The following is a 23119-nucleotide window of genomic DNA, read 5'->3' on the forward strand; positions in this document are numbered from 1 at the left end:
TCACCAGTTGGCCAGGGTCAGCGCGACGCGGTTTTCCAGGGCTTTGATCTGCGCGCCACTGGCCAGGTAGTTGTTGCTGATCATCGAGAACACCCAGCGGCGCCCGTGGGCGTCGGTGATGTAGCCACCCAACGAAGAGACTCCGACCATGGAGCCAGTCTTGGCGTGCAGGTTATCTGCCGCCGGGGTCTTGCGCAGGCGCCAGCGCAGGCTGCCGCCGGTCATGCGATCGCGGTTGCCGGCAATCGGCAGCGCGTTGTACCAGGCGTCGAACCAGGGCTGTTTGCTTGCGACCAGCAACAGGTCGGTGAGGGTTTGCGAAGACACCAGGTTCAGCCGCGACAGGCCCGAGCCGTCAACCTGCCTCAACATCGTCGTATCCAGCCCCTGGCGCTGCATGAAGCCCGCCACCGCCACCACGCCTGCCGACGCTGTCCCGCTATTCGACGCTTTGCGCCCCATGGCCTTGAGCAAGGCTTCGGACATATTGTTGTTCGACAGCTTGAGCAGCGGCGTAATCAATTCTTGCAACGGCGCCGACTGGTGCTCGGCCAACACGTTCGCCGTGGCCGGGCTTGCGCCGCCCATCACGCGACGGCCGAGCACGGTGATGCCCTGCTGCGCCAGCGCCTGCTCGAACAGGTTGGCGACCAATTGCGTCGGTTCCCAGACACTGAGCAGTTGCTTGCTCTGTTTACCCGGCGCCAGCGCACCGCTGAGCTGCAGCAGGTTGGTGCCGTGGCGACGGTTGATGCCATAGCTGTTGCCTGGCCCGCTGACCGCGCGATTGCTCAGTTGCAGGTAGTCGGTGGGAGGGAAGATCTCCACGCCCACCGGCTGGCCGACCCGCACCGGCGCCTTGGCCGTGACCAGCACGGTGCCTGCATCAAAATCCGCATTGGGTGACACGGTCAGCGCCGAAATCTGCGCGCCGTAGTAGGTGCTTTCGTCATCGTGGGACCAGTCGACCCCCAAGCGCTCGGCATCAAACCAGCTGTCGTCGAACACCAGGTCGCCCTGCACCTGGCGGATGCCCTGGCTGGCCAATTGCGCGGCCAGGGCCTGATAGTCGGCCCATTGCAGGGTCGGGTCGCCCAGGCCGCGCAGGTAGAGATTGCCGCCCAGGCGCTCGCCCTGCCGGGTGCCATTGCTCAACAGTTGCGTGGCAAAACGGTATTGCGGGCCCAGCACATCCATCGCCGCCGCCGTGGTCAACAACTTGAGGTTGGAGGCCGGCACCAGACGCGTGCGTGGGTTGTGCTGATAGAGCATGTTGCCACTGCGGGCATCACGCACCGTCAGCGACACCGTGGCGCCGTGCAGCGCCGGGTCGGCCAGGAGTTGGTCGAGGGAGGTGGTTTGCGAAACGCTGGCGCAACCGCTGAGTAACAACAGAAGTGCGCTGGTGTAGATCAACTTTCCAAATGGCATCAGTAAGGTGTTTCCGCGAAAAATCAGTGCGGCCACGCTACCAGCTCGCTTCCCTTGTGGCGAGGGAGCCTGCTGCCGTCAGGTCGCGCAGCGGCCCCGGCTCTTTGCTTGGAAAGACGAGGACTGCTGCGCAAAGCGCCTTTGCCACAGGGGCCAGGTTTAGAACGCCAACGTGCTGGACACCGACACCTGCCGCGCATCGCCAATCGACACAAACAGGCGGCTGGCCGCCGAGCTGTAGTAGGTGCGGTCGAACAGGTTCTTCACGTTGAGCTGGAACTTGACCTTCTGCCCGTCGATCTTGGTGTCGTAGGTGGCAAACGCGTCCGCCACGGTGTAGCCCGGCAAGGTGAAGTCGTTGGCCGCGTCACCCGCGCGCTCGCCGACATAGCGTGCACCTGTGCCCACGCGCAACTGGTCGCCACCGAAAATGCTGCCGAAGTCGTAGGCCACCGACAGCGAGCCGGTGTGCTTGGCGACGTTTTGCAGGCGGTTGCCTTCCAGGGTCGGATCTTTGTCCTTGGTGTCCCTGGCGTCGGTATAGGCGTAGCTGCCGATCAGGCTCCATTGGTCGGTCAACTGGCCGCTGGCGTCCAGTTCCAGGCCGCGGGAGCGCACCTGGCCAGCCAGGCTATAAATGGTGCTCCCCGCCACTTCCGACGACACCAGCACGTTGCGCTTGTCGATATTGAACAGCGCCGCACTGGCAGTGATGCGCCCAGGAATGTCGAGCTTGGCCCCCAGTTCCCACGACTTGGATCGCTCTGGCGTCAGGTCCCCGGTCAAGGTGCTGCCATCGGCCAGGGCGGCGATGGTGGAGTTGGGCTTGAACGACTCGGTGTAGCTGCCATAGAACGACAACTCATCGGTGTAGCGATACACCAGGCCCGCACGCGGCACCCAGGCCTGGCCATTGCCGTTGGTGTTGGCCTTGAACGGCACGCCTTTGCCGGCGTACTGGTCGTACATCTGGTAGCGCGCACCGGCGACGAAGATCCACTGGTCGGTGAGGTGGATCGCGTCCTGGAAGAACAGCGAGTCGCTGCGCAGCAGGTCGGTCTGGGCGCTGTCGGCGGCGCTGACGTTAGTGCCCGCGACTTCATTGCCGTAGACCGGGTTGTAGTAGTTGAACGAGCCACGCGAGTTCTGGCGGATCAGGTCGGCGCGGTAGATCTTGCGGTATTCGTCATCCATGCCGAACACCAGGTCGTTCTGCAGGCCAAACACGTTGACCTTGCCTTCCAGGCTGGCGGTGGTGAAGCGGTCGGTGGTGATCGCGCCTTTGGTGCCGTCCATCCTGCGCGTCAGTGCGCCGTTGGTAGCCACGGCGCTGACGCGTACCTGGCTGGCGTCGTAGGTTTCGCGGTTCCAGCTGTAGCCGAAGTGGGCCTTCCAGTCGTCGTTGAGGTCGTGGTCGGCTTCAAAGCGGTACAGGTCGGAACGGCCTTCCATATTGTTGAAGGGCTCATCCAGCCGGCGGGTGGACGGGATGTCCAGCGGGTGGTTGGACTTGTCGATGGCGGTGCCGCGGTCGAACGGCGAGAGAAACTCGCGGTGCTCGTAGGCGAACAGCAACTTGGTGTTGTCGCCGTACCAGGCCAGGGACGGCGCCACCAGCGTCTCGCGGTGGGTGCCGAAGTTGCGCCAGTAGTCTTCGTCTTCATGGTCGACGATCAGCCGATAGGCCAGGCCGCTGTCGCCAATCGGGCCGGTGGTGTCGAGGCTGCCGCCGCTGCCATTCTTGCCGTCGCCGAAGGTCGAGCCGCGCACGGTCAGGGCGGTGGACTGCACCAGTTCCGGTTTTTTGCTGACGATATTGACCACGCCGCCCGGGTCCTGGATGCCGTACAGCAACGACGCCGGGCCCTTGAGCACTTCGACGCGCTCGGCGGTGGCGTTCAGCGCCCGACCCTGCACCACGGGCATGCCGTCGCGCATGATCGAGCCGTTACGGTTATCGCCAAAACCGCGCAGCATCACCGCGTCCTGGGTGCTGGCCAGCGTGTTGGCCTGGGTGATGCCGCTGATATTGCCGAGGGCGTCATCCAGGTTGCGTGGGGTCTGGTCGCGTAGCACTTGGGCGGGGACGACGTTGACGGTTTGCGGGGTTTCCAGCAGCAGGCCGCGCGAGCGCATCACCGAGCTGGTGGGCGGCGGCTGGTAGCTGGTGCTGTCCTGGGTCTGCTGGCCGACGCCGCTGATGGTGGTGGCGCCGAGGTTGACTGCGCCTTCGGTCGGCGCGGGTTCCAGGGCCAGGGTGCGGGCGTCGATCTGGCGGAAGGTGAAACCGGAGTTGCCGAGCAGGCGTTGCAGGGCCAGGGTCGCGCTCATCTGCCCGTTGACCGCCGGGGCGCTGAGACCGTAGGGCGCTTCATCGGTGTAGATCACGCTGATCCCGGTGACCCGGCTGAAATCGCTCAGGGCCTGGGGCAGCGGTTTGGCTGCCAGGGCAAAGGTGAACTGGGTGCTTTGTTGTTCCTGCGCCTGCGCCACGGCCAGGGGCAGCAACGCCAACCCCGAGACCGCCAATACCGAGGCTCCCAGCCACTGTTTAACCCAACCGCCCGCCGTCAACTTCATGCTGTGAGAACCCGTGTAGAAAACGCTGTTAATGCGAATTGATCGCAGTTTCAAGCACTACACGTATGGGCCGCCGGTTTACCTCACCTTACTTTGCAAAATATTTTGTTTATTGCGCCTGAATGCGAAAACCCATGCGCGGGAAATGCACATGCACGGTGCCAGCACGTTCGTCGCTGCGGCGCAGGATCAGTTCTTCGCGCCCGGTAAACAGCAACTCACCAGCAACCGGATCGGTGCCGTAGTCGGTGGCACTGATGCTCACCTGCTGGCCTGGGGTGAAACCGTTCAAGTCTTCGAACACTTCATCCGGCAGAGGGGCTGGCGTGGCGTTGCGGCAAACCTCCAGGGCCTGCTCGGCGCTCATCTGGTTGGAGGTGCCATGGCCGAAGCCCAACACGCGGTCCAGCCAGGCGGCAACAGGCGGGTAAGCGTCCACCAGCGGCGATGTCACCGAGGAGCCTTTGAGGAACCACAACGGGTGGGCCAGGGCGAAGTCGGCAATGGAGGGCTCGCCGAACAGGAAATCCCCGGCTTGGTGCTTCAATTGCTGATCGATGCGACTGACAATCGCCGGCCATTGGTGCAGGGCCTGGTCCAATTGCACACGTGCCGCTGTGCCGCCGCTGAACAGTTTGCCGCGGTCGGCTACCAGCACTTGGAGCATCTGCGGCGGCACCTTGGCGAACTTGACCGCCAGGGACTCAGGTTGGAACACCAGCGCCACGGCATGGGAAAACACCACCGAATCGGCCCAGGCGGCGAAGCCTTGGGTGACCAGTTCCAAGCGTTGGGGAAACAGCGCGGGGGCGGCTTTTTCCTGCTCCAGGCGGCGGGCGATCAAGGCGGTGTCACAGTAGATATCGGCGCCCACTTGCAGCACCGGAGTCTTGCGATAGCCACCGGTGAGCGCGGTGAAATCCGGCTTGGGCATGACTGGCGGGATCAGCACCGAATGCCAAGACAAGCCTTTGAAGCCCAACAACAGACGGGCTTTTTCGGCGAAGGGGGATTGGGGGTAGTGGTGAAGAATAAGCTCAGACATGCCGGACTCCGCTCCAGAAGTGAGCCGCTAGCTTAGCCTGCAAAATCCTGGTTGGGGGCGATGGGAACCCATCAGTCAAATCAATGAGCCACTGGCCGCCAGGCATTCCTTGGCGCTTTTCTTCAGCTTCTTGATCAACCGCTCCTGACGCAGCGCCTCGGCCTTGCTTGCACATTGCTCGGTGTACACCAGTGCCATGGCCGGGCTGGACAGGAAAAAGCGTGCGCCCTTGCCGCTCTGGTGCATGGCAAAACGGCGCAGCGGGTCATTGCTGATGCCGCAATACAGCGAGCCGTTGGCGGCGCGTACCAGGTAGACAAACCAGGGTTTGGGTTCAGGCGTGTTCACAGATGGATTCGGCAAGGCAAAGAGGCGCCAAGCTTATCAACGACTGGCCTGGAATGCCTTCAAACCGCGCAATGCCTGGGCACGCACTGCGTTTTTCACCAACGGTGTCCAGCCCAGCAACAAGCCCTTGGTGCCCAACGCCTGACGCGACCAGCGCCACAGGTCGAAGCTGTCGTGGTGTTCGCAGATCTTGCCGTCGCGAAACACAAAGCGTGCCTGGATATCGTTGACCACCGTGTTGCCGGTGGCGCTGAACAGGTAGGTCGCCACCCAATGCGCGCCGCCACTGCGTTCGTCGCTACGCACATTGTCAAAGGTCAGGGAAAAGTCCTTGGCACGGGTGGTGAGCATGCGCCACATGTCACCGGCATCGCGCCCGTGCAGTTCGCCGAAGGCCGGGTCGCTGAACACCACGTCATCGGTGTAGCAAGCGGCCATGGCTTCGGCGTCCAGGCGTTGGAATGCCGCATAGAAGTGGGTGATCAGGGCGGTGTGGGCTTCACTCATGGGCAGGCTCCTTGATTATCGGCAGGTGAGCTGCACGATAATCCGCGATGCTGGGGAAAGCCATGGGCATTCGCCAACCGAATGAGTGATGCACGGAGTGTTACAGGTAGACGATGTCCAAGGTGGCGCTGCCATCGATCAGGATTTCTTCGGCGACAGGAAGTTCCCGCTTGTCAGTGATGGTCGTTGCAACCACCACATCCGTCGTAAACATTTGCATGGGCAGTGGAACCGCACCAACCCCCGCTGCGCCCGTCAGGGAACGCATCCAGCTCGGCTGCCAGATCGTGCCGTCTGGCGCATCCATCCAGGTTTGACCATCGATGGACTCGATGACTGCGCGGGGAATATCGTCAGCGAGTGCGTTCAGCATTTTCAGTCGGTACCAGCCGATTTTCTTGTTGCCGGAGGTCAGTCCCAAGCCGTAGTTGGGCAGCCCGATGTCAGATTCTGCGGAAGTGCCTGCACGGTTGTCTGTGCCCTTGATAGCAACCAATGTCGCGGCTTCACAATTGATCGCCAATTGCAGGACCGCTTCCGGGAGCGGGGTCGGCGCGTTACCCAGGTCCTGAACCGATATTTTCCCATGGTCCACAACCCCACCCGCTGAGAGCGTTGGGGTACAGGCCGACGGAGTGATGGTCCCGGAGACGCTCAAGTCCACGCTAGACGCGGCATACACAGGGGAAATGGCAGACAGCACGATGGCCGCAGCCATTAGACTCAAAGACTGTTTCATATAAAGTTGCTCACACTAACAACCTGCAAAACAGGTTAATTTGTCGGACTAGAGGATTAGTGTCATCGCCCTATATAGCAATAACACCCACCCACTCTAATCCCGACACCAAACTTCCCAAATACAAGTATTACGAATACGGCAAACTTCCAACCTATCTGAATACAACTAACACTTGCGCGATCAAGAACGCGATCAACTCTTTGGCACCATGCCACTCTCTCGAGCATAGGCGTACAAATCCACATCGGTGGAAATGCACAGGCGTAACATCGCCGTACTTTTCTGCTTGCTGATCGTCGATATGCTGCGATTGACTTGCGCGGCAATCTGGCTGACGGTCATGCCACTGGCCAACATGCGTACAACCTCACGCTCTTTGCCGGATAACTGGGGCGGCTGATCACTGCTGGCACCCGCCATATCCAATTGGGTACGCAAGCACTCACTGACAAATGTGCGCCCGTGGATCACTGCTTTCAGGGCCAACGGCAGCTCGCTCGCGGAGGCGCTCTTGGCCACAATGGCGCGGGCTCCGTGGCTGAAAGCAGCCCTGAGCGTGGCCACGTTGGCGAACATGGTCACCAGAATCACCGGCAGCGTCGGATGCTGGCGCTGTAGCAGTCCCAGCAAGCCAAAACCGTCTGCCTGTTGGTCACCGGGCATGGCAAAGTCGGTCACAATCACATCGCATGGCGTAGTCGCCATCAATGCCAGGAGCTGGTCGGGACCATTGGCTTCCCCAACGACCTTGAACACGCCGCTGGCCTCGATGACCACTTTTTGACCAACACGAACAATGGGGTGATCGTCGGCAATCATTATCCGAAACATCGTGCTATCCATGATGGCAATTTGAGTTTTTTCAAAATACCTCGACACGCTTGTTACAACAACACTTGGAAACAATCCGATTTCCGGTGCGCCCTTTATTTATGCGGCGAAAACTTATGCCTACAGCATAAAAAGAATTGGAGTACAGAAACAACCTACACGACAGAAAGGAAACCTCCTTCTTATTTATGTAGGACGCTACAGATTGGCCAAGTAAGACAGATACCGTTCGATTTCTTGCTCGAACCGTTCCAGCAGGGGTTTATTGGCCGCGATACCACTGCGCCGGACCCGCTCGATCAAGCGGATTGCACGTTGCTCCAGACCGGTATCGCCTAAAAAAGCTACCCCGCCCACCAGCCGGTGCAGATGCTCGACGGTCAGCTTGACGTCCAAGGCTTCGCGCGCCTGCCCAAGCGCGGTGAGGTCATCGTGCGCTTCCTGGAGCAAGCAGAACAACAAGGGCTCCACCACCTCCCAAAAGCCAAAACTGGCAATAAGGCTGGCGCGCGTCGGCAACCAGCCATGCATACGTGCCAAATTGGCCGCATGCCTTGTTGGGTGTACACGGGACTCGGGGTCGGGCAACCAATACAGCAGCGCTTCACGCAATTGCTCAAGGGTGACGGGTTTGAGCATCCAGTCATCCATGCCGCAGTCAACGCAACGGCGCATCTGCTCGGCATCCAGGCCGGCCGTCATGGCGATCACTGGCAGACGTGCGGTTCCAGCCCGGTTCTCACGACGGCGCAGCTCCCGTGTCAGGGCATAGCCATCCATCCCAGGCATACGGCAGTCACTGATCAGCAGATGAAAAGGTCGTGCGGCCAATGCATCAAGGGCCGCTTGCCCGTCACCGACGGTTTGGTGCGCCACACCCAGCGTGCTCAAGAAAGAGCCGATCAACAAACGATAGGCCCGGTGATCGTCTGCCAGTAACACCCGCACCTTCTGCCAATGGACAGGCGGGGACACTGACGGGGGAAAGCATTGCGGACTACAGCCAGCAGTCGGATCCTGCATAGCTACCTCGTGCAAAACGATCAGCGCGTCAGCCCAGCAAGGGACGACGATTGCCGACCTGTCGGTCGACCTCACTCGATTTTTTCGCGCAAGGGCCTTTACAGCCATTCAAATGAGTGAATAGCCATTATTTAAGTGCGCAGAAAGTATCCGAGCGGGTAGATGATGGCGATACAACAACTACGACAACGCAGAATTTCCTACAGACACAAAGAGGCCTTCCAACGCGCCAGCAACACCGGCGAGCACTATCGTAATAGTTGCATTCACCCTCGCAGGCCCCACCGCTAAAGTCGCCGTCGCTCGGGCTCAAGAAGGCGCGAGGGGGCTTAAAACAACCACACTGCCACTCCCTCAGCGCACCGCCTAGAGCTCCCTGTCCCTTAAAAACGCCTAGGAGCCCCATTCAATGAAAGCTTCACTCGCCACGCTGGTGGCTGCCGTCCTGCTGGGCGGTACGTCTTGCGTACTGGCCGCCAGCAACGTGGATCTGACCGTCAAGGGAAGTATCACGCCAAGTGCCTGCGTACCCAACTTGACCCAAGGGGGCACCGTGGACTACGGGAAGATTCCCGCCAAGGACCTGTCGGTCGACACCCCTACCGAGTTCGCCCCCGCCACACTTCAACTGAGCATCGCCTGTGAGGCCCCGACTCTGTTTGCCCTGAACGCCAAGGACAACCGTTTTGGCTCGTCACTCTTCCCTAACCTCACGTGGTACTACGGCCTGGGCTATGTCAACGGTACCCAGAAGTTAGGCAGCTACTCCCTTGACTTGCTCAACCCTGTCGCGGACTCCGACGTGTTCCCGATCCACTCCTTCGATCAAGGCCAGAGCTGGTCGAAATTCGCGGGGGGCATGATGAGGCACACCTACTGGAACTCATTCAGTGATACCCCAGGTGTCGGTGGCCCTTACTTTCCCAAAGCGCTGCGCGCAGTCACGGCCGACCTGCAGATCATCACCTTCGTCGCGCCCAGCAAAGATCTGCCCTTAAGGGAAGAAGTGCCCCTGGACGGCAGCGCTTCACTGGACCTGTTGTACCTCTGACTCTCCCCCAACCGCCCACTCACAAGGACTTGTGCCCATGGAAAGAACCCCCTCGGTCGCCTTCGCCATTCTGCTGGCGGCCTGCTCACCCGGCGTGTTTGCCGCCAGCAGCCAGGACTTGAGCGTCACCGGGATCATCACCCCGGCGTCGTGCACGCCTGTGCTGTCCGGCGGTGGCGTGATCGACCACGGCAAGCTGACGGCCAAGGATCTGCACCCGGACTTCCCGACCAGCCTGCAAGCCGGGGAAATGCAGCTACAGGTGCAGTGTGAGGGGGCGACGTTTTTCACCCTGACCACCGTCGACAACCGCGCCGGCAGCTCGGCGATCAACCCGGCACACCATGGGCTGGGCATCATCAACGACGACCAGAAACTCGGCAGCGTGGCGTTTGGCGTGTTCGACCCGGTGGCCGATAGCGTGCCGGTGCAAACCATCCTGTCCCGCGACAACGGCGCCAGTTGGCGTCCGTCCTCGTACCTGGGGCATGCGGCCCTGACCTCGTTCGCCCCGCCTGCAGGCCCTTACACCCCGATGGCCCTGCAAACCCTCAACGCACGTTTGCGGGCATTCACCGTGATCGTGCCCGCCAGCGACCTGACCCTGCTCGACGAAGTGCCCATCGATGGTCAGGCCACGCTGCAACTCAAGTACTGGTAACGCCTTCTTTTCATCTCAACCTGGAGCCTCACCATGAACACCGTACTCAAATCCGTCGCCGTCGCCCTGCTGGCCGCCAGTAGCGCCACTGCGTTTGCTGCGTCCAGTGTCGACCTGACGGTCAAGGGCCTGATCACCCCAAGCGCCTGCACGCCGGCACTGTCCAACGGCGGGACCGTGGACTACGGCAAGATCTCGGCCAAGGACCTGAACATCGATCAGATGACCCCACTTGCCGAACAATCCCTGCAGCTCACCGTCACCTGTGACGCGGCGACGTTGATGGCCCTCGACGCCGACGACAACCGCGCCGGGTCGAACCACGGCAACGACATGATGGAATTCGGCCTGGGTTTGATCAACGACACCGAAAAACTCGGCGCCATGACCCTGCGACTGCTTTCGCCTATAGCTGATGGCGTTGCAGTCAAAGCCATTGGTTCCGAGGACGGCGGTGTCACCTGGTTCACTGAGCGCTACCTGATGCCCGAGAACCTGATCTCGGTCGCCAACACCAGCGCCGATGCACCGATCCCGGTCCAGGTGCTGACCTCGGAAATGCGTGTCGGACCCAAGATCGCTCCGGCCAGTGGCTTGACCCTGACCAACGAAGCCGCCATCGACGGCTCGGTGACCGTCACCGTGCGCTACCTGTAACCCCTGAAGCGCGCGACGACAGCCCCCTCCTGTCGTCGTCGCGCCTTGCCCCCTGAACCAGGCAACCGGTGAACCTCCTCCATGAAGCACGTTTCTTCACGCCTTCTTGCCCTGTTTTATCTGCTCAGCGTCGGCTCGTCGGTGCTGGCAGCGTCCAGTACCGAACTGAACGTCACGGGCTTGATCACGCCCAGTGCCTGCGCCCCCACATTATCGGCCAACGGCATTGTCGACCATGGAAGGGTACCGGCACGCAGCCTCAACCAATACGAGTACAGCGCCCTGCCGACCCAGGTCCTGGAACTGGCGGTCAGTTGCAACGAACCGGTGCTGTTCGTACTGGTCGGCATGGACAACCGCGCCGATTCATCCCTGGGCCCAGGTTTCTACTACGGCCTAGGCACCAACATCCACGCCCCGACCGAACGACTGGGCACTGTGTCCCTGGTGTTTCGCGAGGTGATGGGCGATGGCGAGCGCGTGCTGGTGCTGGCGTCCAGCAACCAGGGCCTGACCTGGTTTCCGGAATCCAACGCCTACCCGAACAACTACATGGGCTTTGCCCATCCCGGCACGCTGGTGCCGGAGCCGCACCGGCTGCTGACGGCCACATTGCAAGTCAACACGTCCATCAACGCCGCCGCCTATTTGACCCTCAAGCAGGAGGTGCCCCTGGACGGGTCCATCGTGCTTGACCTGAGGTATCTGTAGCCATGAATCCCCTACCCTTTTTTACCCGACTGTTCACGTACCTGCGCTACGCCGGCATTTACCTCGCCTCACTCGCCCTGGCATGCGGCGCGCCTGCACTGGTACTGGCCGATGGCATGGTGCCCGACACCTCGGTGGTGATCGTCAACGAGGCCGATGGCGAAGCCTCGGTGACGGTCACCAACACCGACGACAAACTGGCCCTGTTGCACGTGACACTGGAAGACATCCCCGAGGACAAGGCTTCGCTGCTGTTTGTCACGCCCCCCCTGGCAAGGGTCGAGCCGGCCAAGAGCCAACTGATCCGGTTCATCCTGCAATCAGCGGAGCCGCTGACGACCCAGCGCTTGAAGCGGGTGATTTTCGAAGGCATGCCTCAGGGGCGTTCCACCGCGCAGGCCGGGCATGCGCGAGTGGGCGTCACCGTGCGCCAGAACCTACCCGTGATTCTGCATCCCAAGGGCCTGGCGCCCAACCGCACACCCTGGACCGGCCTGGAGTGGCGCCTGAGCCGCGACCAACTGAGCGTCAGCAACCCGACGCCCTACGTGGTACGCCTGGCCCAGGAATTGAAGCTGTTGCCCGGTGGCGGTTCGGCGTTGTTGCCGCGCACATACGTGCTGCCGGGTGAAACCCTGAAGGTGACGGCCAGCGGCAGCGGTGCGAACCGTGTGCAGTTGCAGCCGGCCACGGTCTACGGCTTTGCCGTGGCGCCCTACGAAGCACCGATCACCCTATAAAAAAGAGTGGCCTGCCAACGCCACCATCAGGCCTGACTCACCACAGAGTGAGCGGGCCGCCAACTGTTGAGTACGACCTTGTGAGCACAGCAATGACTGACCGCGACGGCGGCGCCGTGCCTGGCGTTTCACCACGCCCGGCACCTTATATTCTGGCGGGGCTGGCCCTGGCGTTGGGCAGTGCACTGCCCATGGGAGAGGCACTGGCCCATGACGACCTGATCGCCGGCTCCTTCGACCCCCAAACCCTGTCGAGACGCGGCATCGACCCGGAACTGGCCAACCTGTTGCTGGAGGCACCGCGCTTTGCCGCAGGCCGGCACGCCGTCAACCTGAAGGTCAACGGCCAGCGCCGTGGCCGGGTGGATGTAACCTTCGAGCCACAGGGTGGCTTGTGTTTCAACCGCACACTGCTGGATGCCGCAAACCTGATCGTGCCCGATGACGACGGCGCCCCGACCTGCCATCGCTTTACCGAACGCTTCCCGCAGACCGTGATCGAGCAAGACCCCGCCAGCCTGAGCCTGGCCCTGGTGGTACCGACCGACGCCGTGCGCCCTGCGCAACAGGACATCTCCGGCTACCAGACCGGCGGCTTCGCCGGCCTGCTCAACTACGACCTGACCGGTCTCTACAACGAGTTCGGCGACAACACCAGCCGCTTCGGCTCGGCCAATACCGAGGTGGGTTTCAACGCCGGTGATTGGATCGTACGCAGCCGCCAGGTAAAAACCTGGCAAGACAGCCGCTCGCGCACCACGCACCTGGACGCCTACGCCCAACGCACCTTCGCCGAGCAGCAGACGGTGTTGCAAGCGGGTCAGATCAGCCTCTACAACCCGGTACTGGCCGGCACACAGATCACCGGTGCCCAGGTACTGACCGAAACGGCGCTGCAGGACCAGAACCAAGGCGCAACCATTACCGGTATCGCCAACAGCCCGGCCCAGGTGGAGGTACGCCAGAACGGCGCACTGATCCACTCAACCGTGGTACCCGCCGGCCCATTCGCCCTGACCGATGTGCGACGCTTGAACAGCCGCGCCGACGTGGAAGTCACGGTCAAGGAAACCACCGGCGAGGAGCGCCGCTTCACCGTGCCCGCCGGCATGCTCGGCCTGGGCTTGCCGGCACCAGGCTATTCGGTGGCCGCCGGCCGCGTGCGCCAGATCGGCGACAGCGACGGCAAGGAGCCCTGGGTGGTCAGTGCCGGCTGGAGCGGCACGGTGCACCCGCAAGTCAGCGTGGGCGGTGGCGGGCTGATGGCCGATGCGTATCGTGCCGTTGGCGTGAACCTGGGTTGGCTACCCTGGCAGGACAGCCAGTTGCAGTTCACCACCCAGGCCGCCGAGGCCAGCCGTGAGGGGCGTGATCGCGGGGTACAGACCGACCTTTCCTGGTCTCAGCGCCTGAACGACAGTTGGTCGCTGAGTACCAGCGGCTCGTGGCGCTCCCAGGGCTATCGCGACCTGGAAGACTCCACCTACGTCGGCAACAGCCGCGACCAGCAGCGTTCGCGTTACCGCGACCAGCAAAGTTTCACCGCGTCCTGGGCGCATCCGGCACTGGGGGCGTTCAGTGCCGGCGTCTCGCGCACGGCGTCGTACAACGGTGAGAGCAGCAGCCGTGCGCTCGCCTCCTGGGGCCGCAGTTTTGGCCGGGTGTCCGTGTCGGCGAGCGCTGAGTGGCAAGTGGGGGGGCGCCAGCAGAACGACAACAGCGTCTACCTGAACCTGAGTGTGCCGCTGGGCGAAAGCCGTCGAGGACGTGCCTGGGCTCGCCACACTGGCGGTGAACATCGACTGGGCGCCGGGGTAAGCGAACAACTCAACGACCAACTCAGCTACCGGGTGGGGGTGGAACGCGACAGTCGCGACCGCGAAGTGGAGTCGTCGCTCGGCGTATCGGCCTTGCCGTGGTACAGCCAGTTGGACTTCAACTACACCCGCTCCGACAACGAGCGCTCCAGCTACCAAGGCGGCGCCCGTGGCGGCGTGGTGGTGCATGGCGACGGCGTGACCTTCTCGCCCTACCCGGTGCGCGAGACCTTCGCCGTGATGTCGGTGGGCGAGATGGCCGGGGTCAAGGTCAGCACCCCTAGTGGCCCAGTCTGGACCGATTGGCAAGGCCAGGCCGTGGTGCCGCAGCTCAACGCCTATGGCCGCAGTCCGGTGGAAGTGCAGACCCGCTCGCTGCCGCGCAACGCCGATATCCACAACGGTCTGGCGATGATCTCCGCCGGCCGCGGAGCGGTGGACAAGGTGCAATTTGGTGTGGCCCTCACGCGCCGCGCACTGCTCAACGTCACCACCGACAGCGGCCAGCCGCTGCCACGGGGCGCCACCGTCAGTACCGCCGAGGGTGAGTTCGTCACCCTGGTGCAGGAAGGCAGCCAAGTGTTCCTGCCCGATGTGCTGGACCCGCGCCCGCTCTGGGTCAAGCCGCCAGGACAGCCCCGCTGCCGCCTGGAGTTCCAACTGCCGGAAGACGCCGACCCCGAGGTGTATTTCGAAACCGCACCGGCCCGGTGCCGCCCGTCATGAGGAGTCCTGTCATGGGCCTGAAACACCTGCTGTATCCCCTGGCTCTGTTGACGAGTGCCGGCGCCTGGGGGGCGGACGAATGCCAACTCAACCTCAGCCAGGCAGAGCTGGACTTCGGCCTGATGAACCGCGCCACGGCCGTGACCCCGGCGGCGGAGCGATGGCTGGGAGAGCGGCGGATCAGTCTCACGCTGAACTGCCCGCACCCCAGCGATCTGAGCCTGTTCTATCGAGGGCCCGGCGCCGGGCCCGAACGGTTCCGCTTTACCGAGCGCGGCACTTACGGTTTGCGGGTCAGCGATGCGGTGCTGGATGGTCAGGCGGTGGAGCTTGGCCAGATTGCGGGCCCGGGCCAGGCGCCCTCCACGACCGGCGCGCAACTGCCTTGGCCGCCGGACCATGGCGTCGTGCCGATGCGGGGTGGCGTCGTGGTAACAGGGCGCAACCTGTCGTTGCAGATCGACGCCAGCGCCTGGGCCAGCGAGGCGGCCACACAGGTGCGCGACGCCGTGACCTGGGACACCGCCGGGCTGTTCGAGGCCCTCGCCGCCGGGCGTTCACGGGAGCTGCGGCTATTGGCACACTTTGCACCTGCGGCCTGTACCCCCACCTTGTCCAATGGCGGCCATGTGGAACTGGGCAAGCTGTCGGTCAGCGACCTGAGCATGGACAAAGACACCGTCCTGGCGCCAAGGGCGCTGTCGCTCAGTGTCATCTGCGATGGGCCCACGGCATTCGCCGTACGCATGCAGGACAACCGCCAGGGCTCCGCCACCGGCATCGCCGATGAAAGCGCCTACGGGCTGGGCCTGGACGCCCGGCAGCAGAAAATCGGGCGTTACCGGCTGCTGTTCGATCCGAGCCGGATCACGGCCGACAGCTTAGGCCCGGTTTTTTCCACCGATTCCGCCAGCGGTGGCCTGCCCTGGAGCAGTGCCAGCGCGCGCATCGCGGCAGTCGGTGCCAATCGCTACCTAGGCTTCAGCGCCACCTCCGGCAGTACCAGCGGCCCCAGCGCGATTCAGAACCTCAATGCGACGCTGAGCCTGGAGGCCGTGATTGCCCCCCTGGGCTCGCTGGACCTGGGCAATGAGGTCCGGCTGGACGGCTCAGGCACCCTCGAAATCATCTATCTATAGGAACGCGACATGAAACCCTTGCTGATCGCCCTCGCTGTCTTTACCTGGGTCAACACAGCCCAGGCCGCTTCCGGTATTGACCTCAATATCACCGGCCTGGTCACCCCCAGTGCCTGTGAACCGAGCCTGCCCAATGGCGGCCTGTACGACCTGGGCAAAATCGCCGCCCGCGAGCTAACGCTCGACGCACCTACCGTTCTACCGCCCCACAGCCTGCAACTGACGATCAACTGCGAAGCCTCCACCCTATTGGCCCTGGAACCCCGGGACAATCGTCTGGGTTCCAGTTATGCCGGCGATCAGAGTTTCAAGTTCGGCCTGGGGTTGATCAATGGCGTCACCCGGTTGGGCTCCATGACATTGAGCGTCTACTCAGTGGTGGCCGACGGCGTCCAGATGCACCCCATCGGCTCCAGTGGCCCCACTTCGTGGGCACCCGCGAAGTTGCTGTCACCGCACTTTCTGACCGCATTCACGCCGACTCCGACGGTGCCGGTGCCTGCACCGATAAAGCTACTGACAGCATTCCTGTACATCGAGCCCAGCATCGCGCCGGCCAATACGCTGCCCCTGGCCGAGGAGATTCCCATCGACGGGTCCATGACCCTGACCATGAAGTACCTATAGGAGTTGAACCATGAAAATGTTGCTGATTGCAGTGGCCGGGCTTACCTATGTCATGCCCGCCCATGCCGGCTCCACCGCCGAACTGACCGTCGGCGGCCTGATCACGCCCATGGCCTGCACCCCGGTGCTGTCCGGCGGTGGCTTGATCGACTTCGGCAAGATTTCCCAGCAGGACCTCAACCAGGCCACGGGCACCCGGCTGCCACTCAAGTCCTTGACCCTGACCGTCAGTTGCAATGCCCCCGGCCGCTATGCGCTGCGCATGGCCGACAACCGAGACGGCACGGCCCACGTCAACAGCGAGATCTACTACGGCTTGGGCCTGGACAGCGCGGGCAACAAGATTGGCGTGTACTCGGTCAAATTCGACCCCAAGCAAACCGTGGCCGATGACTTGGCAGTGGCCTATGGCACCGAATCGACCACCGGCGGCGTGGCCTGGCGTACGTCCAATACCAACCCCATCGACATCGGCTCACGCAGCTTGCTGGGCTTTACCGATGTGGCGGGCAGCACCGCCGGGCCTTCGGCCATCCGGAACCTGACGAGTACCTTGACCCTGGAAGCCGTGATCAATGCCAAGCAGAACCTGGACCTGAGCGTCGAGACCCCCATGGACGGCTCCGCGACGCTGGAAGTGGTGTACCTGTAATCAGACCTTCTCGCTGGTGACGCCGACGTACTGGGCACGACCTGCCCCGCACCCCGTGACGATCGCACCGACGCCGATCACCGCGAAGACCCAACCGGTGGCTCCCCAGCCACCGGTCCAGTCATGCAGGACGCCCACCGCCAGCGGCCCCAGGGACGCCAGGGTGTAGCCGAACCCCTGGGCCATGCTCGACAGGTTGGCCGCCACATGGGAGTCCCGTGAGCGCAGCACGATCAAGGTCAGCGCTAGGCTGAAGGTGCCGCCTTGGCCCAGGCCAAGCAGAATCGCCCAGCCCCACAGCCCTTCGATGGGCGCATACAGGCAACCGAACAAACCGCCGAGGGTCAGCAGCATCACCACCACGATGGCCAGGCGCTGGTCCTTGCCACGGGTGGCCAGCCAAGGCGCGGCGAGGGAGCTGATCAACTGCACGATGATCGAACCCGACAGCGCCAACCCCGCCTCGGTGGCACTCAGGCCGCGGCCGATCAGGATGGACGGCAGCCAGCCAAACACGATGTACGCCAGGGACGATTGCAGGCCCATGTACAAGGTGACTTGCCAGGCCAGCGGATCACGCAGCAACCCTTTCACGCGGTAGGCAACCCGGTGATTCCCCTGTTTGTGCCCGACCTGAGGCAGCCAGAACAACGCCGCCAACACGGCAGGTACAATCCAGAATCCCAGGCCGATATTCCAACTGTCGTCGAAATACTGGCTCAGGGGCACCGTCGCCCCCGCCGCCACCGCCGCGCCCAGGCACAGGGCCATGGTGTAGACACCCGTCATGGCCCCTGCCTGCTTGGCGAAATCTCGCTTGACGATACCGGGCAGCAACACACCGATGATGCCGATGCTGGCACCGGCCATCAGGCTGCCGGCGAACAGCCCGACTTCACCGAAGGAACTGCGCAGGAGAATGCCAGCGGCCAGCGTCAGCAAAATGCCCAGCACCACGCGCTCTGCGCCGAAACGCCGAGCCAGGAGCGGTGCCAAGGGGGCGAACAACCCCAGGCACAGCACCGGCAAAGTGGTCAGCAAGCCAGCCTTGGCCGCTGACAACCCCAGGCTGGCGGACACCTCGCTGAGCAGCGGCGCCATGCTCGACAAAGCCGGGCGCAGGTTCAACGCCACCAGGATCAACCCCAGCAGCAACAGCCATGGGCGGCTCACCTGCGGGTGGGCGTGCTGCACCACCGCATCGTCCGCTTCGGCGTCGATCAACAGTTCTTCAAGCTTGGTTTCGGAGGTCATGGATCCACTGCCAGCAGAGGGATGGTCGTTTGGATGAACAGCCCCACAGCCTATTCGGACACACCTACAAGAGCAACGCACTAGGGTTTTTAGACAGTTAAAAGCGGTTGGGAGGCGGCCACAACGCGTTCTCACGTTACGAACGCGGCACGTTCAGCGACACCAAACACGACAAAGCTGAAACGCTGAACGCGTCCTAGCCCCAAAAAAACAAACCCGGCACCAGGCCGGGTTTGTTTATTCAAGCATCGATCAATGCAAAATCTGGCTCAAGAACAACTTGGTCCGATCATTCTGCGGGTTGTCGAAGAAGTCATTCGGCGCCGCCTGTTCCACGATCTCGCCCTTGTCCATGAAGATCACGCGGTTGGCCACGGTGCGCGCAAAGCCCATTTCGTGGGTGACGCACAGCATGGTCATGCCGTCTTCCGCCAGGCCGATCATGGTGTCCAGCACCTCCTTCACCATCTCTGGGTCGAGTGCCGAGGTCGGCTCGTCGAACAGCATGATTTTCGGCTTCATGCACAAGGCACGGGCAATCGCCACGCGCTGTTGCTGGCCGCCAGACAACTGGCCCGGAAACTTGTGGGCCTGCTCCGGGATGCGCACGCGCTCCAGATAGTGCATGGCGATTTCTTCGGCCTTGCGCTTGGGCATCTTGCGCACCCACATCGGCGCCAAGGTGCAGTTCTGCAAAATGGTCAGGTGCGGGAACAGGTTGAAGTGCTGGAACACCATGCCGACCTCGCGGCGGATCGCTTCGATCTGCTTGAGGTCGTTGGTCAACTCCACGCCATCCACCACGATGCGGCCCTGCTGGTGTTCTTCCAGGCGGTTGAGGCAGCGGATGGTGGTGGACTTGCCCGAACCCGACGGGCCGCAAAGCACAATACGCTCGCCCTGCTTGACGTTGAGGTTGATGTCTTTCAACACGTGGAACTGGCCGTACCACTTGTTGACGCCCTGCATCTGAATAATGCCTTCAGGGCTCACAGGCTGTTTGATCGCTTCGCTCATAACATCAACTCCTAACGCTTGTGGCCTGTGTCGAGCTTGTGTTCCAAATGAATGGAATAGCGCGACATACCAAAACAGAAAATCCAGAACACCAGGGCTGCGAACACGTAGCCTTCGGTGGCCATGCCCAACCATTTCGGGTCGGCGGCGGCTTGCTTGACGCTGTTGAGCAGGTCGAACAGGCCGATGATGATCACAAGGCTGGTGTCCTTGAACAGCGCGATAAACGTGTTGACGATGCCGGGAATCACCAGTTTCAGGGCTTGCGGCAGAATCACCAGGCCCATGCTGCGCCAGTAACCCAGGCCCATCGCCGCGGCCGCTTCGTATTGGCCCTTGGGAATCGCCTGCAAGCCACCGCGCACCACTTCGGCCACGTAGGCCGACTGGAACAGGATCACCCCGATCAACGCCCGCAGCAGTTTGTCGATGCCCATGCCTTCAGGCAGGAACAACGGCAGCATCACCGAAGACATGAACAGCACGGTGATCAACGGCACGCCGCGCCAGAACTCGATGAAGGTCACGCAGACCACACGAATCGCCGGCATGTTCGAACGCCGCCCCAGCGCCAGCACAATCCCCAGCGGCAACGCGCCGGCGATCCCGACGGTGGCGATCACCAGGGTCAGCATCAGGCCGCCCCATTGGCTGGTCGCCACGTTGGTCAGGCCGAAGATGCCACCGTGCAACAGGAAGTAGGCAATGATCGGGTACAGCACCAGGAAGCCCAGGCCATAGACCGCCTTGCGCGCAAAGCGCGAGATGAACAACGGCGCCACGCCGACGATGGCCAGCCACACGGTCAGGTCCACGCGCCAGCGCAGGTCGCCGGGGTAGTAGCCGTACATGAACTGCCCGAAGCGCTGCTGGATGAACACCCAGCACGCGCCTTCCTTGGTGCAATCGGCACGGGTGGTGCCAACCCAGTTGGCGTCGAGGATTGCCCAGTGCAGGATCGGCGGCACCACCAGGTAGACCAGGTAGAACGCCAGCAACGTCAGCAGGGTGTTGAGCCAACTGGAAAACAGATTGGCGCGCATCCATGCCACCGGGCCGAAGACTTTGCTCGGCGGCTGCATATCAGGTTTGAAAGTATGCGTACTCATGCAGGTTTCCTCACCGCTCGATCAGCGCAATGCGCTTGTTGTACCAGTTCATCAGCAGGGAAATGCTGATGCTGATCGCCAGGTACACGCTCATGGTGATGGCAATGACTTCGATGGCCTGGCCGGTCTGGTTGAGCACCGTGCCGGCAAACAGCGAGACCATTTCCGGGTAACCGATACCGGCGGCCAGCGACGAGTTCTTCGCCAGGTTCAGGTATTGGCTGGTCAGCGGCGGAATGATCACCCGCAGGGCCTGCGGGATGATGACTTTGCGCAGCGTCGGCCCGGGGCGCAGGCCCAGGGAGCGCGCGGCTTCGGTCTGGCCGTGGCTGACGGACTTGATGCCCGAACGCACGATCTCGGCGATAAACGCCGCGGTGTAGACCGTCAGCGCCAGGGTCAACGCCAGCAGTTCGGGAATCAGGACCCAGCCGCCGACAAAGTTGAAGCCCTGCAACTTCGGCATTTCCCAGTGCAGCGGCGCACCGAAGATCAACGCGCACAACGCCGGGATCACGATGAACAGCGCCAGGCCCGCCCAGAATTTGTGGAACGGTTCGCCGGTCGCTTCAAAGCGCTTGTTGGCCCAACGCGTCATCAGCACGATGGCCACGATGGCAACCACGATGCTCACCACAAACGGCCAGAAACCGTCGGCGGCAATCGCTGCCGGCATATTCAGGCCACGGCTGCTGACAAAGAAGGTATCGCCGAAGTTATGACTGTTGCGCGGCCCCGGCATGGTCAGGAACACCGCGAAGTACCAGAACAGGATTTGCAGCAGTGGCGGGATGTTGCGGAACACTTCCACATACACGGTCGCCAGCTTGTTGATCATCCAGTTCGGCGACAGACGCGCCACGCCGATGATGAAACCGAGCAGGGTCGCCAGGATCACGCCGATCACGGTGACCAGCAAGGTGTTGAGCAGGCCGATCACAAAGACCCGGGCATAGCTGTCCGATTCGGTGTAATCGATCAAGTGCTGCGCGATGCCGAAGCCGGCACTGCGTTCAAGAAAGTCGAAACCCGAGGTAATGCCCCGGTGCTGAAGGTTGGTCTGGGTATTGTTGAAGAGGTACCAGCCCAGCGAGACCACCGCCACAATCGTGATGATCTGGAAGAGCCACGCACGCACTTTGGGATCGCTGAAGCTGAGCTTCTGCTTTGGTGCGCCGATTTGATTTTGCATGAAGTGCCCCGGAAATAATGGAACAGAACATCACCCGGCGGTTGGCCCACCGGGTGACAGAACCATCAGCGATCAGCGCACAGGTGGTGCGTATTGAATGCCGCCGTTGTTCCACAGCGCGTTCAGGCCACGGTCGATTTCCAGCGGGGTGCTCTTGCCCAGGTTGCGCTCGAACACTTCACCGTAGTTACCGACCTGCTTGACGATCTGTACAACCCAGTCTTTCTTCACTTTCAGGTCTTTGCCGTATTCGCCGTCAGCACCGAGCAGACGCGCAACGTCCGGGTTCTTGGTGGACTTGGCTTCAGCTTCAACGTTTTTCGAAGTGATACCGGCTTCTTCAGCGTTGAGCATGGCGTAGCCAACCCAGCGCACGATGGCCAGCCACTCGTCGTCGCCGTTACGCACGACCGGGCCCAGCGGTTCTTTGGAAATGGTTTCCGGCAGAACCACGTAGTCCTTCGGCGAGGCCAGCTTGCTGCGCTGGGCGAACAGTTGGGACTTGTCCGAGGTCAGCACGTCGCAACGCCCGGATTCCAGCGACTTGGCGCTTTCATCGGAGGTGTCGAAGGTGATCGGGGTGTATTTCAGGCCGTTGCCACGGAAGTAGTCGGAAACGTTCAGCTCGGTGGTGGTACCGGCCTGGATGCAGATGGTTGCACCGTCCAGTTCCTTGGCGCTCTTCACGCCCAGCTTGTTGTTTACCAGGAAGCCGATGCCATCGTAGTAGGTGATGAAGCCCGGGAATTTCAGGCCCATACCGGCGTCACGGGAGCTGGTCATGGTGGTGTTGCGGGACAGAATGTCGACTTCGCCGGACTGAAGCGCGGTGAAACGCTCCTTGGCGTTCAACTGGCTGAATTTGACCTTGGTCGCATCGCCGAACACGGCAGCGGCAACAGCGCGGCACACGTCAGCGTCGATCCCGAGGATCTTGCCGCTGGCATCCGGCACCGAGAAACCCGGCAGGCCGTCACTCACGCCACATTGCACAAAGCCTTTCTTCTGCACGGCATCCAGGGTGGCGCCGGCTTGGGCGAAACCACTGACACCCAATACGGCCGCCGCTGTCACGATGGCCAGGGTGGATTTCAATACCTTCATTCAAACCTCCAGTTGCTCTTGTTGTGTCGGAGCTCGAACCCCACCGCACCCTTTTGAGGCGACATCGACCCGTGTTGGCTTTTTTTGGGGTCAAACGGCATGAGGCTGTCGCTGTAAGTCCAGTTGCTATCCCAGAGGCGGTTGTCACTGATAGT

22 protein-coding genes are annotated in these 23119 nt (G+C 62.2%); 9 read left to right on the forward strand and 13 right to left on the reverse strand.

Annotation, left to right across the window (positions count from 1 at the left end):
* The 8 genes from dacB to LIY36_RS24170 form a co-directional block, all read right to left on the reverse strand.
* Positions 1-1431, reverse strand: a complete 1431-nt coding sequence (gene dacB / locus LIY36_RS24135; RefSeq protein ID WP_226457432.1) for a D-alanyl-D-alanine carboxypeptidase/D-alanyl-D-alanine endopeptidase — start codon at positions 1429-1431, stop codon at positions 1-3.
* Positions 1432-1590: 159 nt separating this feature from the next.
* The gene (locus tag LIY36_RS24140; protein WP_226457433.1) at positions 1591-4011 is read right to left on the reverse strand and encodes a TonB-dependent siderophore receptor; all 2421 of its coding nucleotides are present in this window, start codon (positions 4009-4011) and stop codon (positions 1591-1593) included.
* A 109-nt stretch (positions 4012-4120) separates the two neighbouring features.
* A complete protein-coding gene (locus LIY36_RS24145) occupies positions 4121-5056 on the reverse strand; it encodes a glutathione S-transferase family protein (protein ID WP_226457434.1) in 936 nt (311 codons plus the stop codon).
* A gap of 75 nt (positions 5057-5131) precedes the next feature.
* Positions 5132-5404 carry a GIY-YIG nuclease family protein gene (locus LIY36_RS24150; RefSeq protein WP_226457435.1) on the reverse strand — a complete coding sequence of 91 codons (273 nt, stop codon included), beginning with the start codon at positions 5402-5404 and terminating at the stop codon, positions 5132-5134.
* A 36-nt stretch (positions 5405-5440) separates the two neighbouring features.
* Positions 5441-5911: a nuclear transport factor 2 family protein gene (locus LIY36_RS24155; RefSeq protein ID WP_226457436.1), complete on the reverse strand. Its 471-nt coding sequence runs from the start codon at positions 5909-5911 to the stop codon at positions 5441-5443.
* A 100-nt stretch (positions 5912-6011) separates the two neighbouring features.
* Positions 6012-6650, reverse strand: coding sequence for a DUF1120 domain-containing protein (locus LIY36_RS24160; protein WP_226457437.1), 639 nt, complete (start codon positions 6648-6650; stop codon positions 6012-6014).
* Between the two features lie 195 nt (positions 6651-6845).
* The gene (locus LIY36_RS24165; protein ID WP_226457466.1) at positions 6846-7484 is read right to left on the reverse strand and encodes a response regulator transcription factor; all 639 of its coding nucleotides are present in this window, start codon (positions 7482-7484) and stop codon (positions 6846-6848) included.
* A 198-nt stretch (positions 7485-7682) separates the two neighbouring features.
* Positions 7683-8426 (reverse strand): response regulator, encoded by a 744-nt coding sequence (locus LIY36_RS24170; protein ID WP_329959630.1) that lies wholly within the window; start codon positions 8424-8426, stop codon positions 7683-7685.
* Positions 8427-8916: 490 nt separating this feature from the next.
* Between LIY36_RS24170 and LIY36_RS24175 the strand changes: the two genes are divergently transcribed.
* The 9 genes from LIY36_RS24175 to LIY36_RS24215 all read left to right on the forward strand — a co-directional run bounded on the left by LIY36_RS24175 (position 8917) and on the right by LIY36_RS24215 (position 17288).
* Positions 8917-9558, forward strand: coding sequence for a DUF1120 domain-containing protein (locus LIY36_RS24175; RefSeq protein ID WP_226457438.1), 642 nt, complete (start codon positions 8917-8919; stop codon positions 9556-9558).
* Between the two features lie 37 nt (positions 9559-9595).
* Positions 9596-10219, forward strand: coding sequence for a DUF1120 domain-containing protein (locus tag LIY36_RS24180; RefSeq protein ID WP_226457439.1), 624 nt, complete (start codon positions 9596-9598; stop codon positions 10217-10219).
* Between the two features lie 33 nt (positions 10220-10252).
* On the forward strand, positions 10253-10876 hold the full coding sequence (locus LIY36_RS24185; protein ID WP_226457440.1) for a DUF1120 domain-containing protein: 624 nt from the start codon (positions 10253-10255) through the stop codon (positions 10874-10876).
* Between the two features lie 81 nt (positions 10877-10957).
* Entirely contained in the window at positions 10958-11587 is a 630-nt protein-coding gene (locus LIY36_RS24190) for a DUF1120 domain-containing protein (protein ID WP_226457441.1), read from the forward strand.
* Between the two features lie 2 nt (positions 11588-11589).
* Positions 11590-12327: a fimbria/pilus chaperone family protein gene (locus LIY36_RS24195; RefSeq protein ID WP_226457442.1), complete on the forward strand. Its 738-nt coding sequence runs from the start codon at positions 11590-11592 to the stop codon at positions 12325-12327.
* Between the two features lie 92 nt (positions 12328-12419).
* Positions 12420-14870 (forward strand): fimbria/pilus outer membrane usher protein, encoded by a 2451-nt coding sequence (locus LIY36_RS24200; protein WP_226457443.1) that lies wholly within the window; start codon positions 12420-12422, stop codon positions 14868-14870.
* Between the two features lie 11 nt (positions 14871-14881).
* Entirely contained in the window at positions 14882-16009 is a 1128-nt protein-coding gene (locus LIY36_RS24205) for a DUF1120 domain-containing protein (protein WP_226457444.1), read from the forward strand.
* A 9-nt stretch (positions 16010-16018) separates the two neighbouring features.
* Positions 16019-16636, forward strand: coding sequence for a DUF1120 domain-containing protein (locus LIY36_RS24210; protein ID WP_226457445.1), 618 nt, complete (start codon positions 16019-16021; stop codon positions 16634-16636).
* Positions 16637-16646: 10 nt separating this feature from the next.
* Positions 16647-17288 carry a DUF1120 domain-containing protein gene (locus LIY36_RS24215; protein WP_226457446.1) on the forward strand — a complete coding sequence of 214 codons (642 nt, stop codon included), beginning with the start codon at positions 16647-16649 and terminating at the stop codon, positions 17286-17288.
* On the opposite strand, the gene LIY36_RS24220 is transcribed toward LIY36_RS24215, so the two are convergent.
* The 5 genes from LIY36_RS24220 to LIY36_RS24240 form a co-directional block, all read right to left on the reverse strand.
* On the reverse strand, positions 17289-18542 hold the full coding sequence (locus LIY36_RS24220) for a CynX/NimT family MFS transporter (RefSeq protein ID WP_226457447.1): 1254 nt from the start codon (positions 18540-18542) through the stop codon (positions 17289-17291).
* 252 nt (positions 18543-18794) lie between these two features.
* Positions 18795-19559, reverse strand: a complete 765-nt coding sequence (locus LIY36_RS24225; protein ID WP_003171943.1) for an amino acid ABC transporter ATP-binding protein — start codon at positions 19557-19559, stop codon at positions 18795-18797.
* An 11-nt stretch (positions 19560-19570) separates the two neighbouring features.
* Entirely contained in the window at positions 19571-20668 is a 1098-nt protein-coding gene (locus LIY36_RS24230; RefSeq protein ID WP_226457448.1) for an amino acid ABC transporter permease, read from the reverse strand.
* 10 nt (positions 20669-20678) lie between these two features.
* Complete coding sequence (locus tag LIY36_RS24235) at positions 20679-21860, reverse strand: amino acid ABC transporter permease (protein WP_192297534.1); 1182 nt, start codon at positions 21858-21860, stop codon at positions 20679-20681.
* Positions 21861-21932: 72 nt separating this feature from the next.
* Entirely contained in the window at positions 21933-22964 is a 1032-nt protein-coding gene (locus LIY36_RS24240; RefSeq protein ID WP_004371891.1) for an amino acid ABC transporter substrate-binding protein, read from the reverse strand.
* Positions 22965-23119 lie beyond the last annotated feature (155 nt).

It is taken from the genome of Pseudomonas sp. AF03-9 (assembly GCF_020515815.1).
Taxonomy (GTDB): Bacteria; Pseudomonadota; Gammaproteobacteria; order Pseudomonadales; family Pseudomonadaceae; genus Aquipseudomonas.

Coding starts and splice junctions, on each gene's coding strand:
- dacB (WP_226457432.1), bottom strand. CDS start 1,431: ATGCCATTTGGAAAGTTGATCTACACCAGCGCACTTCTGTTGTTACTC.
- LIY36_RS24140 (WP_226457433.1), bottom strand. CDS start 4,011: ATGAAGTTGACGGCGGGCGGTTGGGTTAAACAGTGGCTGGGAGCCTCG.
- LIY36_RS24145 (WP_226457434.1), bottom strand. CDS start 5,056: ATGTCTGAGCTTATTCTTCACCACTACCCCCAATCCCCCTTCGCCGAA.
- LIY36_RS24155 (WP_226457436.1), bottom strand. CDS start 5,911: ATGAGTGAAGCCCACACCGCCCTGATCACCCACTTCTATGCGGCATTC.
- LIY36_RS24160 (WP_226457437.1), bottom strand. CDS start 6,650: ATGAAACAGTCTTTGAGTCTAATGGCTGCGGCCATCGTGCTGTCTGCC.
- LIY36_RS24165 (WP_226457466.1), bottom strand. CDS start 7,484: ATGTTTCGGATAATGATTGCCGACGATCACCCCATTGTTCGTGTTGGT.
- LIY36_RS24175 (WP_226457438.1), top strand. CDS start 8,917: ATGAAAGCTTCACTCGCCACGCTGGTGGCTGCCGTCCTGCTGGGCGGT.
- LIY36_RS24180 (WP_226457439.1), top strand. CDS start 9,596: ATGGAAAGAACCCCCTCGGTCGCCTTCGCCATTCTGCTGGCGGCCTGC.
- LIY36_RS24185 (WP_226457440.1), top strand. CDS start 10,253: ATGAACACCGTACTCAAATCCGTCGCCGTCGCCCTGCTGGCCGCCAGT.
- LIY36_RS24190 (WP_226457441.1), top strand. CDS start 10,958: ATGAAGCACGTTTCTTCACGCCTTCTTGCCCTGTTTTATCTGCTCAGC.
- LIY36_RS24195 (WP_226457442.1), top strand. CDS start 11,590: ATGAATCCCCTACCCTTTTTTACCCGACTGTTCACGTACCTGCGCTAC.
- LIY36_RS24200 (WP_226457443.1), top strand. CDS start 12,420: ATGACTGACCGCGACGGCGGCGCCGTGCCTGGCGTTTCACCACGCCCG.
- LIY36_RS24205 (WP_226457444.1), top strand. CDS start 14,882: ATGGGCCTGAAACACCTGCTGTATCCCCTGGCTCTGTTGACGAGTGCC.
- LIY36_RS24210 (WP_226457445.1), top strand. CDS start 16,019: ATGAAACCCTTGCTGATCGCCCTCGCTGTCTTTACCTGGGTCAACACA.
- LIY36_RS24215 (WP_226457446.1), top strand. CDS start 16,647: ATGAAAATGTTGCTGATTGCAGTGGCCGGGCTTACCTATGTCATGCCC.
- LIY36_RS24220 (WP_226457447.1), bottom strand. CDS start 18,542: ATGACCTCCGAAACCAAGCTTGAAGAACTGTTGATCGACGCCGAAGCG.
- LIY36_RS24225 (WP_003171943.1), bottom strand. CDS start 19,559: ATGAGCGAAGCGATCAAACAGCCTGTGAGCCCTGAAGGCATTATTCAG.
- LIY36_RS24230 (WP_226457448.1), bottom strand. CDS start 20,668: ATGAGTACGCATACTTTCAAACCTGATATGCAGCCGCCGAGCAAAGTC.
- LIY36_RS24235 (WP_192297534.1), bottom strand. CDS start 21,860: ATGCAAAATCAAATCGGCGCACCAAAGCAGAAGCTCAGCTTCAGCGAT.
- LIY36_RS24240 (WP_004371891.1), bottom strand. CDS start 22,964: ATGAAGGTATTGAAATCCACCCTGGCCATCGTGACAGCGGCGGCCGTA.